Source organism: Flammeovirga aprica JL-4 (assembly GCF_012844305.1).
In the GTDB taxonomy this organism is placed as follows: Bacteria; Bacteroidota; Bacteroidia; order Cytophagales; family Flammeovirgaceae; genus Flammeovirga; species Flammeovirga aprica.
This window is the reverse complement of record NZ_JABANE010000035.1, coordinates 44649-57519: the sequence shown is the minus strand read 5'-3', so window position 1 is coordinate 57519 and position 12871 is coordinate 44649. Positions and strand designations below refer to the sequence as shown.

The following is a 12871-nucleotide window of genomic DNA, read 5'->3' as shown; positions in this document are numbered from 1 at the left end:
GTAAATTTAGTAATATTCTTGGTTTGATGAACAGCTTAGTGAGATTATTATGATGAAATAGTATTTAGAATTTAAACATTCTTATAAAAGGAATGATAAAAAAGGTTTAAGTACCAAAGCATTAGTTATCGCTTTGGTACTTAAAATAGATTTAGTAATCTAATTGTACATGCTTGACAATCATTTTACTCCCTACTCCTCCAATAAAATCTGCACCATATGCACTTGATGCAAAAACGATGATGATATGAGTCGGGTCAGCCTCTTTATCAGGATAAAAACCATGTTCTGGCATTTCAATATTTTCCTCTGATGGTAACATATAATCAGGTACTCCTGATAGTTCACCGTATGTAAATTCAAGGGACATATCTTTAAAGCTTGATACTTCTTCATCAGAACGGTACCAAGCAGTTGCAAGTCTATACCTTTTTTCATTACTACCGCTTCCTTCTCTTACTTGTAATATGACATAAATATCACATTTATCCATTGTACCTGAGTATGGTTGAGGTTCATAAGTAAATGAAGTACTGAATCCCTTGGGTCTACCTGTAAACGGAACGCCAAAATCAGTATCCACTTTATCAAAACCTGAGCCGTGAATTTCACCTGTAAATAACGAACCCGCAGCTAGTTTACCTAACACAGACTTTGTTTCAAGCTTTGCTCCAGATGGATTAGTTGGGTTTGGATCTGGAAATACGGTGTGCAAATGAGCAGGAATTATTACTTCATCAGCCCCTTTATCACCACTTCTCCATGGTGTGGTCAAATTATTTCCCGGCAAATAATAGCCCTTACTTTCTGAATCTCCTTTTAAAAACCAAGTTCTGAAATCGCTAAACAAAACTTGTTCTTCCTCTACTTCTTCTTTCGTAACCGTCACAACCCATTCTGTTCCATCTTCAAAGAGATAATGAACTGGAGATGAAAAATCCGTTACTTCATCACCTGGTGTGATTGTACTGTTTTCCGGTAAATAATGAAAGTTTGAAATTCTTAAATTGGATAAATCTGCGGTTGAAGGCATCAATACTTCTACGCTTTCAGAATCAAAATGAATCGTTGAAGAAATTTGGCCATCAATAGTAAAAGCAGTAAACATGGATGATTCATGCATAGCGATCACTTTCCATTCTAACATTTCTGAAAAGAAAAAAGAAACGGTATCACTCAAATCATGGACTGTAGTATAATCAGGTGAAAGCTTATGTTCTTCAGGCGTATACTCAAAAGATGTGATATTTACATTCGTCAAATCATACTCCGCTGGCATCACTACTGTAATAAGCTGAAGTCCATTATCAATCACCGTTGAACGTTGATCTTCTACTTCAAATTTTAGAACTTCCACCTCCGGCATGGCTTTTTCTACAACCACTTTCCAATCATAATCTTGATAGGTGGAAATTGTAAATTCCACATCATCGGTAAAATCATTTACAGAATCTGGATTAGGATAAATACTTGCTCCTTCAGTGATCACTAGTGAATCAATACTTAAATCTGACAGATCACTAGAGGCATTTACATAAACTTTAGCAGTTTGTTCAGCAGAAGATATTGTGGACTCTCCTACTTGATCACTCATTTTGATATACAAAATTTCTCCCAACACTTTAGGGTAAGGCAGATCATTTTCAATACATGAAACGCTAAAAATGAATAGGGTTAATAAGGTAAATAGTTTATATATTTTCATGTTCTAAATGTAAAAGGCTAATCCAATGTTCAAGGAAAAAATATCAATATTGAAGTTGGCTTCACTTGTTCTCCTCCAACCTTCAGTTACTTGGTTTTCTGTTTGTTGGACCCATTTATTGGAGAATCCCATAATTCCGATCATTACTTCCAACGCAACATTATCATTGATAAAAGCTACCATTCCTGGTGATACACCAATATTAAATTCATTAATTACAGAGTAAGTTCCTTTCGTATCTGAAGGAGTTTCTCCATGCGTCATACTTTTTGATTGACCATATCCATATGATATCCCCACTTCATTAAAAAGTGCAAATCTTTTACTATTCCCTAGCGTAAGATAATGCCTCATAAATAGTGTAGAATAAAAGGTGTGGGATATTTCTTCTTGGCCTTGAATGGTAAATGAAATATCATCATCAATGGCAATTTTCATATTGTCCACTTGTGAAAATGATCTGTTGTAGGTAAATCTAGCACCTACTGCAAAATCATCTCTTAGGAAATAAGCGACAAATGGACTAACATCAAAATTGTAGCCATTGCCTGTCCATTCTTCCATCATTAGAAATTTGAAATTTTCAGTGGAATTCTCTTTATATTTAAAAGTAGTACCAACTAACCATTGTCCTTTGGGGATGAAGGTGGTCTTTTTGATATCTCTTTTAAAATGATCGCTTCTATGATGTTCAAGATCGTCGTTATTTTGTTGTAAAGTTTGTCCGAATAAAGGGTTATAATAAACCATCAGACATAGCAGGATTAGTTTTCTCATTATATTATTAATTGCTTCTGGACAAAGATTCTAGGATTTTGTCTGATAAAATATCTTATTAATAATATTTGGGGCCTTATTAACGTATTACAAGGAATTTATTTTTAACAATGTTATAAGTCTTGATAAAATAAAAAGCTCAATTAGTGTTATTTATAGTACAACATTAATTGAGCTTTCCGTTAAAGCAATTCAATGAGAGCTTGTTACCTTTAAGTTTTTTTAGAAGACTATTTACATTTATAGGTTATGATCCCACTTCCGTCATAGTAAATGGTCAGGTGTTTACTTTTACGTTTTGGAGGGGAAACCAATAAAGATAGCGTGTCATTATTATACTTCACTTTAAACTCTTGTAAATATTGTTCTGTATCAAAAGCGTAAGTGAATTTTTTGGCATCCAATTCCGTCTTTATTTTGATTTCAACTTGTTTTTTTGCACTTATAAATGCTGTCAATGGAGAGACAACTTCCGTACTTTTTGTTATTGAGGTTAGATAATATAAAGGTTGATTGGTAAAATCTGTCAATGACTTATTTAAAAACAGCCATTTTGTATCTGAAGGATAGTGATTTCTGAAAAATACTTCAGGGCTCCCTTTAAAGTAAAGTGGTTCATATTCCCAAACAAACTTCATAGATTCATCTAAATACCCTGCCCCCCAAGTAACATCAACTAAATACCATTTCCCATCAATTTTTATCGCATTCCATGCATGATCTGGATTTTGGAATTTTCTATTTAAGTCTGATAAATAAACTCTTGAAAAACCTTCTACAACTTCACATTCAATCGATAATTGATCACAAACTGCTTTATACAACTTAGAATAACCATCACAAACTGCTGTTTTATCTTTCAAAGCATCTTGAGCAATTTCCTGAAAAATCTGTTTTTCTATCTCCAATTTTTGAGCTTCATTGCTATATGAATACTTAAAAACTTTTTGCTCATTAAGTCCTTTTACATTATAACTAATATTGTAAGCCATCCAACAATAAACAGCTCTAGCTTGTTCTTCCTTTGTGTTGAAGTCGCTTTTCACTCTATTGGCAAACTTTTCAATGGAAGAAAATCGTTTAGGATAATTTTCTTTGACATACTGATCTACATTTTCTTTTGGTGAAAAGCCAAACACAGAATTTGTAACGATCAAAAGGATAACTAAAAAAAATCTTTGTAAGGGAAGGTTCAATGACATTCTAATTAGGATAATTTATTGTTTGATTTGAAAGTTACTGATCAATTGCTTAAAATAAAAATAGTTTAAAGAGGATTTAATTGTTCATTAGTACTATAATAAAAAAGACCTCAATATGAATTGTATTGAGATCTTTTCGTTTCTTTTTATTTCATACTATTTATTGATCATCCTTATAGATTAGAGACATTTTATTATAGTTGTGAAATAGAATTTCTGTTTTTTCCGATTCATTAATAGCTTCCTTAAAAGTAGAACAGAATAAATCTAATTCATTACTTCTTAAGCCTTTCAGATCGAAAACCTGCTCTTTTCCGTTGTAAAGTTTTACAATGAATGTGGTTCCATTAATGGAGAACTCATCAATCCTGTCTTTCTTAAGTGTAGTTTTAGGAGTTCCCTTTACCTTAATTTCGATCTCATTCAAATCCCATTTTAAATAGTTTTTTTTATTGATCACTAACATTAGACTGAGTCCACTGAAAGCGAATAAAATAAAATTAGCTAATTTGGCCTGATCAAACGAAAGAGGGTACACTAGTAGAAAAACCAAACTGATTACGGGTACCATTAAAATACTTTTTTGGAGTAGTGAGTACCTGTAATAAAACGAACGCTTATTAATCCTTTTCATTTTTTGTGTTATTTAGAAGGGTCAAGATGATAGTAAAATACATTTAAATTTAATGAGTGGTAATTACATGAGTTAGTGTATACTTCTAATTTTTTGAGTTACCATACAAAACATTAATTTAATTATAATTGTTTTGAATATCAAACACTTACAATAATTAAAATTATTTATAAAGTACGTGTGTAAGCTATAGCCTTATAACGATAGTGTAGAATTAGTCTATTTTTTTATAAATTTTGAAGATAGGAAATTCTGATCAACTGTTTTGATTCTGATAAAATACATTCCTTGTGATAGGTTTCGTACATCAATAGTATAATTATTTCCTTCTGAATTTATAGTAGGTTCTATCACAAAATCCTTTATTTCCTGTCCAGAAACATCAAACAATTTTATCATTTTTAATTTTTGAGAGTTGGCTAAAGTAAAATGTATTCTATCGCTCACGGGGTTAGGGTAAATATCTAATCTTTGGGTTGTGATTGAGTTTTCTAAAGAGGTGGGGATAGTATCTTCTAAAACAGTCAATTCAAAACTAGTACTAATACTTCCGTTATAATCGTCTTCCGCTTGTACAGTAATTATACCATTACCCGCTTGATTAAACTGAATTTCTAATGTTTTTTCGATTAAATTAAAAGTCACAAAATCTGAGTTAGTAGTACTGATACTATAATTTAAAGGGTGCTGATCTTGATCTTCAAAATAATCGGAGATAATATATAGTTGTTGTTGATCCGATAGGTAGAATTCTTGATCCTCCATTTTTTTCAGAAGCACAGGAATACGGTTAGGAATATTGACACTAAATGAGGTTGATACTTCTGAATAAGAATCGGTTGCTGTAATTACAATTAAAGCTTCACCTATTTCCATAGGTATAAATTCATAAAGATTACCCGTTAGCTTTCTTTGTGAAAGTACACTATTATCATCTATTTCTATGTTATAGCTTAAATCATGACCGTCTACATCATTAAAAATAGTGTCCATATCCATCAAAATTCCTTCATCAGTAATATACATTTGTACATCATCTATATCCTTGATTAAAGTAACAGCATTATTTAAGGCTATTACATTAAAAGCTATTTCACTTTTCTTCTCTCCATCTGAAACTATAATATTAATTGAAGCTTTTCCTTCTTCCAATGCTTTTAACTTCAGTGAAGTCCCTTCTATCTCAGCTTCAACATTTTCATTGGAAGTACTTACTTCATAGGACAAAAGAGCATCTTCAGGATCTACAAATACGTTACTAATATCTATTTCTTTAGTAAAACCTAAAATCAATTCCTGATCTTCAATCGTAATATTTTGAACTGGCGAATAATTCCCTTCCACAGTTATATTGATAGTGTCGTTGATAGACTGATAGCCATCATCAACTGTAAACATAAGTGACGCTATGCCTTTATCTAATGGCGTTATTTTGAAACTTGAACCTTCTGCTTTTTCGACTTTAATTATTGTGTTCGTTGGGATAAATACTTTATAAAGTAATGAATGCCCGTCTCTATCACTATATATTGCAGAGGGGTCCAAAAGATAGCTTTCACTTTCTACTATATCAATGACGATATCATCGCCTTTACCTTCTGGACGATTGTTATAACTGACAATATTGAAAATCTGTGTTATTGACCCTTTAGAATTTAAGGCTATCAGTTTTACTTCAAGGCCGTTCTCCTTACCAAAAATATGATTAGTTTGAAGAGTTAAAATGGAATCTTCAATTGAATAATTTGCTTTTGCTTCATCTTCCAATTCGATCATATACATCTCTTCATTCGTAGGGAAACCAAAGTAATCCTTAAGGTTAAAAGAATAGGTACCTCCAATAAGGAGTGTTTTATCGGTTATTTCTTTTTTGATATAGGGCTTATCAGTAAATGTATTCAAACTAAAAGACTGCTGATTACTAATATCACCTTGACTCGCTATAACAGATATAGATTGCATATGATCAAAGTAGTGGTCAACAATTATTGTCAAAGTGCCATCAATTTCTTTAAAGGTAAGATAAGGGTTAGGCTGTACCGAAAAATTGATATTTGTATCTTCTAATGAAGAAGAAAAGTATTGAGTCATATCTATTTTAATAGAATCTTTTAACTCTACTGTCTGATTGGGGATCGTATCTTTTATATGAATTCCCCTGAGCACATTAAAGTCTATATCTAATTGATAAGCCGGATAATCAGGATTTGAGGTTTGAATTGTAATTGACTGTTCAAAATTATCCGCATAAAAAAGGTCCTCTGCATTCACTGCAAAATATACTTCTTTACTTCCCCCTCCTTCTAAAGTAAACCTTGTAGATTGAGGTACCAAAACTCTTTTGGGAGGTGTAAGATGATAACTTGTATTAGCAGTGATTTCATTTGAATTATAAGCGATAGTTAATCCTTCATAACCTGCATAATTTTCAATCCCTATGGTATATTCATTGGCTTCAACATTTTTGTAATTGTATTGAATCAGTCCATTTTTCCAATACACCACTTGGAAGGTATTTTCTCCTTCAAAATTATCATAAGTGGATACTTTTGTATACTGAACTATCAATTTATCATCATCCAATGCATAATGAATAGTGCCTGACCTCTGTGGTGTTAAATCGGTCCAAAGTGGTGCAATGATACTATGTGGTTTACTGGTATTAGGTAATTCTTCGTTTTCAAAAACAGTTGTATTCTCTTTATCAAAGGTAAGGTAGCCATTAGAGGAAATATAGATGTTCTCGTAATGCTTTTCATATAAGATAAAGTCCCAACTCAGGTTTTGCAATTTAAAGGATTCATCATCTCCTAATATAAGCTCCGTTCCAGTTGTTGTGATGTCAATCCACTCAAAAGAAGGGCCTCCAACATCATTACTACTAGTAAATGAATACTCTTGTCCTGTGGTCTGTAAAGATGAATTGGAGTAAAGATTTTCCAACACTGCCTCCTCATAATAACTACTCAATATAAAATCAACGGAACCTGTTTCTGGATTGGTAAAGGTATGAGAAACGATTTTCTTTTCATCATGTTCAACATTGATCACTAATGTATTTTCAAAACTCAACGTACCATTAGGTACCACATTACCTTCTATGGAAAATACCACTTTCTCACCGTCTGTACCTACTAATGTGATGGAATCTTTTACTATACCAACTTCATCCGCTTGATAAGTGATATCATAATAGTAAGAAGTGTAGGGATTGATTTGACTGTCTTTAATGTCGGTATCTTCAATGTTTATTTTATCTGAACTTAATAAGGTCTCATCAATGTAAAAGTACCCTGCCCCTTTATTTTCTAAAGTGATACGCTTGGGTATACTTTTATATTGTCGCTCATTATTAATTACAAATGTACTGTCCACTGAAATTAAATGGGTTGCTTGAACATTGACATCTATATATGATGTTGTTTTTAATACATCATAATTCCCCTCTGTCACATATACTTGTAAGCTTGCCGAATGACTTCCTCCAAAAATATCTTGATGTTCATTAATCAGAAAATCAAAATCCAGTGACTGACCCGCACCTATTTCACCTTCAAAAGGTATAGAAGATGTAACCCACGATAATGAAGATCCTGCATTTACATTATATGCCTCATGAATCACATTGGCAAAAAGTTGTCCTCCATCAGAACCTTCTGTCCAATAAGCTGTATAAGAGTTTACATAGAAAATGCTTTTGTTATTGATATTACGTTTTAAAACACAAGGAACACCATCGTTATAACTCACCAATACTTCTGTATCCGTTTTTATCTTGTTCGTTGGAATTCCTAATCTATTGTAAGTATCAAAGTAATTAACCCCATCTAACAAAGGGTGAGTATTATCTGCAATACCATTCCCTTTTGTACTTAATTGTTCATTCGTTACCTCAATAGGATCATAATCGTTTTCTTTCCATAAACCCAAAATCTGATCTGAACTTTCTAAATTTACGAAGGCTGATAGTACAACACTTCCCCCTTTTTCAATGTATTGATGCAGAACATTACCTAATTTTTCAGAATTGTCATAACCAAAAATCCCATTCACTAAGATCACATCAAAATCTTCTATCTGAGGAATACTAGGTGTATAGTCAAAAGCGTTAATTCCTGAAACGGAGGTAAACCTTCCTGTAGCATAAAGTTCATCCACTGACTGTTTCAGCCACTCATCTCTTCCACTACCTAGAATTAGAACATTAAAACCATCATTGTAAGTTGAAGCAGGGCGATCTATGACCTCATCAGATGATTTCTCTTTTACGACAATTTTATACAATGCCGAATGATCTGAAGTATTTTCAATATTTAGTTGTCCATTTGCCGTTTCATTAAAATCAATATCAAAAGTGCTGAATCGTTCCGTTACTTCAACTTCTCTCTCAAAAACACCATTACCTGAAAATCGAATTTCATAGGGTACTGTATCTGCCATATTCGTTAGAATTGACAAATTTTCTGTCACTTCGTTTTCACTTAATGGATTAAAATCAAACTGTAGTGTATCTTTTTCATTTGCTCCTAAAGTAAGAGCCGTATTATTTATAAGTCCGAAAAACTGAAGATTGGATTCATCGTAGCTCAAGTTTAAATCTTCATCTCCTATGTTCTCAATGACAGCCAAAAAAGTATTGGTGCTATCAATATATCTTTGATCAAAATGAATAAACTCAACCACTGAAAGATGTGGAGATGGATTAACTGTAAGTTCTATAGCTATCTCTAGTTGTGGTTGAAAAGGATCATTTGTTTTAATTATTACTTTTCCTGAATAATCACCAGTAGGTAAATTCTCCTTGATTTCAATTCTTAATGTTTTCTCAATATTTTCATCCAAAGAGAAGGCAGCTAATGTGGTTGAATCATTTATAGTGAACCAAGGAGTTGGGGTATCAGACTCTACTGTGACTTCAAGGGTTAAAGGTAAAACTCTTCGGTTTTTAACAATAAATGAATCCAATAACCCTATAGTTCTTTGGTAATAACCATTGAACTGTAGAAGGCTTTTTGTCACTTCCACTTCTGGATAATCTATATTATGAATAGAGACAGGAATTTCAACATTCTGTTGTGAAAGATCATTTGTTTTGAATGTGATATTTCCCTCTATATTTTCAACAATCTCAGAAAGTCTTTCGATCTTAATAATAACTGAATCGTTGGATGGAACAGTTAGATTCGTTTCATCAAATAGAATAGCTGGAATGTTAGAGGTTAGGTCTGAGATTAGTAGGTTTTCATAGCCATTATTATAAATGATAATTTCTTTTGAATATTGATTTCCTATATATGAGGTATCATTTACCACAGTGTCTGAAAGGGCTAATACCACATCACCATATTGAACAGTAAATGGAAGTAAGACCAAAGGTTGGGATGGATCATTTGAGTAAATAAAAACTGAATGTTCATTTCCACTCCCTGCATCAAAATAAGAAGCAGAATTATATGAAAGTTGAACACCTGCATTCGTATTTGAAATAACAGTTCCACTTTCAGGACTAAATTGGAAATAAGATGGAGTGATATGAATAGCTCTTTCATTCTGTATAAAACTATTATTAAAAGCAATCAACAACCCTTCCTCCGCATTCTCGTTTTCAAGACCTACTGTTCCTTTGTGAGATAGTGTGATAGTATGATAATAAAAATCGATTTCACCGCTTTTGTGGAGGACTACTTGAAATTTTGCTTCACTCTCAGGCTTATGAAAATACTGTCCTTGGTATTGGATAACAAGTTTATTCTGCTCTTCAAGAATAGTCACTTCAACGGAATCAAGATCAGTCCAATAAGGAGCTATTATATTGTTTACTGCATCGTTTACTGGAAAGCTTGTATTATTCCATTGGCTTGATGAAGAATTACCCAATTGCAAATAACCATTTGAAAAAACCGTTATTGATTGATGTAATGTTGAAAAGAAAGGAAACTCAAATTGATTAAAAGCATATGTTGTCGATCCTTCATCTAGAAGCTGATAGTTTTGGCCTTTTGACCGTATATCATTCCATTGATAGGTTACTTGTTGAGAGGTCCATTGATAAAATTGATGGGTTGAAGAACCATAGTTCTCCACTACTTCCCTCCCTTTCAGATATAAACTATCTCCTTTTTCAAACTGAGCTTGGTTGTAATAGTTTTCTTTTACTGTAGTAAGTTGACTTATGGCATTTTCATTTCTTTGAGGTTGAAATGAATACTTTAAATCATCTGTACCCGTATTTTCAATTTGAAAAGTAGAAGTAATAATGCCACTCTCAGCTTGTTTTAGATTGATACTATCAGTGGTTGAAATTACAGGAGGAGCATTCGGATAAATTGATGCTGATAGTGGAATCGAGAAAGATGTATTTTCAAGGTCATTGGTTGAGAATGTTAAAACTGCATTTTCATCTAAAGCGTTTAATGTGGAGTAAGTTACCGGAAGAAAAACATTCCCATAAGGAGGAACTGTAATTGATGTTGTTTCAATTTCAAAAGAAGTAGCACTGCTTTGTATAGCACTCAATTCAAGCTGTGCAAAAGCGTTATTATAAATTTCAATTTGTCGTGTTTTGGTAAAACCTTGATACACTTCACCAAAATTTACAGATACAGAATCCACATAAATATTAGGCTCCTCATAAACATTTATCTGTACATCAACATTAAAATCTACATTTGAATCAAATAGAATATTCTCCTTATAATTACCAAAATCAAACCCTTCAGGATTAAATGTAATCGTGATTTCCTTTGTTTCATCTATACCTAACTCTACATTAGTTTCGTCAAAAGAAAAATAGGATGAATTGGAAGTTAAATCAAAATTAACTGAATTATCTGATATATTAAATACAGTCACTTTTTGAGATTGAGGTTGATTTTCGTAAACATTAAATATAATCTCTTCAGGAGTTACACCTATTGTTTTAATGGATTGTAGCGCTTTATAGGCATTGATTCTTCCGGTGCCTAACTTTCCATTAAATAAAGGGTTTTGAGCTGAAATATCGTCTACTGCATTTTCTAAAATCGACCTTAATTCAGTATTTGTCATATTTCCTTTTGCTGCAGAAACTACTAATGCCGCTACACCTGATACATGAGGACAAGCCATTGAGGTTCCTTGAAAATAGCCATAAGTATCATTTGGTAAAGTACTCAAAATTCCTTTTTCAGCATTGCTTATTGTTTCCCCACCTGGCGCCGCAATATCTACCCAATCACCATAGTTACTGTAATAAGCTTTTTGATCTTCGTTGGTAGTTGATGCAACAGTCAAAATTGGTTCATAATAGCCAGGGTAATACAAGTCATTATCATTACTATTGCCTGAGGCAAAAATAACAATACCACCTTTCATAGGACTATCATTTTCACTTCCTGCTTCGGCTATAAAATAATCGATAGCATCTAAAATCTCTTGATCAAAATAAGAAGGAGTAGTATGTCCCCAGCTATTTTGAGAAATAACGGCACCATTATCGGTCGCATAAACAAAAGCTTGTGCAAAGCCACCATTCGAACCGTTATTTGCAAAATTCATACAGGACATCAACTTTACACCATTCGAATTTCCATTTCCCCCTGCCACTCCAGCCACTCCAATACTATTATTATTTACTGCTGAAATAGTTCCACCAACGTGTGTACCATGCTCCCCTGCTTCAATGTCTCCATTATTACTCACGAAGTTAAAGCCATTAATATCATCGATATACCCATTTCCATCTTCATCTACTCCATTATTTGGTATTTCAATTTGATTTACCCAAATATTATCTTCTAAATCAATATGGTCTACATCAATGCCTGCATCCATCACTGCAACGATAACATTACTGCTTCCTGAATTAATTTCCCATGCATCATACAAACTAATATCAGCTCCAACAACCCCATTATTTTGTCCTGTATTATGATAATGCCATTGATTGCTTAGAAAGGGGTCATTCATTGAAACCTCTGAAGAAAATCCCTTTATTTTAGAAGCTTCAAATGCAGTATATTTCCCTTCAGAAAGTACTTTTCTATTAACTGGTTTAGAGATTTCAAAATCCGTAAAAGTGGAGAAGTTTTCTGCTACTATATCTGGTGATTCATCTGTGGTAAATGTAAATTCATACCAAAGGTGTAAACCGTAATGCCTATGTTTTTCTTCAAATTTTGAGGAATAGGGAAATACTCTCTGTAATTTTGTGATACCATATCGCTCATTCAAAGCATCAAGTTGACTATCTCCTGTAGTGATTATGCCTTGATCGGATGATGAATTATTCAATTGAGTAAATGCATCAATCTTATCCTTCTTCAATTTTACACGAATAATATGTTCTTCATATTTCTGTAAAATTAAATCAGAGTTTCCTTGAGCTAAACTATCTAATGAACAACTTATAATAGTCATGAAGATAGTTGAAAAGTAGAGCAATAATTTTGAGCAAATATTCATTTAGAATAAGAAAGTAACAACCTGTATGTAATAGCGAAGTTTAGTAAAGATAAAAAAATAAACCCAAAGCAGACTAAAAATTAGTCGCTCTGGGCACCATATATATAAACC

The 12871-nt window shown here is 32.7% G+C and carries 5 protein-coding genes; all 5 read right to left on the bottom strand.

What is annotated here, in order from left to right:
• Window positions 1-151: 151 nt before the first annotated feature.
• The 5 genes from HHU12_RS14195 to HHU12_RS14175 all read right to left on the bottom strand — a co-directional run bounded on the left by HHU12_RS14195 (window position 152) and on the right by HHU12_RS14175 (window position 12715).
• Window positions 152-1705 (bottom strand): PCMD domain-containing protein, encoded by a 1554-nt coding sequence (locus HHU12_RS14195; RefSeq protein WP_169657409.1) that lies wholly within the window; start codon window positions 1703-1705, stop codon window positions 152-154.
• 3 nt (window positions 1706-1708) lie between these two features.
• Entirely contained in the window at window positions 1709-2482 is a 774-nt protein-coding gene (locus tag HHU12_RS14190) for a hypothetical protein (protein WP_169657408.1), read from the bottom strand.
• A 230-nt stretch (window positions 2483-2712) separates the two neighbouring features.
• A complete protein-coding gene (locus tag HHU12_RS14185; protein ID WP_169657407.1) occupies window positions 2713-3639 on the bottom strand; it encodes a transglutaminase domain-containing protein in 927 nt (308 codons plus the stop codon).
• 205 nt (window positions 3640-3844) lie between these two features.
• Complete coding sequence (locus tag HHU12_RS14180) at window positions 3845-4318, bottom strand: hypothetical protein (RefSeq protein ID WP_169657406.1); 474 nt, start codon at window positions 4316-4318, stop codon at window positions 3845-3847.
• A 219-nt stretch (window positions 4319-4537) separates the two neighbouring features.
• Window positions 4538-12715 (bottom strand): S8 family serine peptidase, encoded by an 8178-nt coding sequence (locus HHU12_RS14175; RefSeq protein ID WP_169657405.1) that lies wholly within the window; start codon window positions 12713-12715, stop codon window positions 4538-4540.
• Window positions 12716-12871 lie beyond the last annotated feature (156 nt).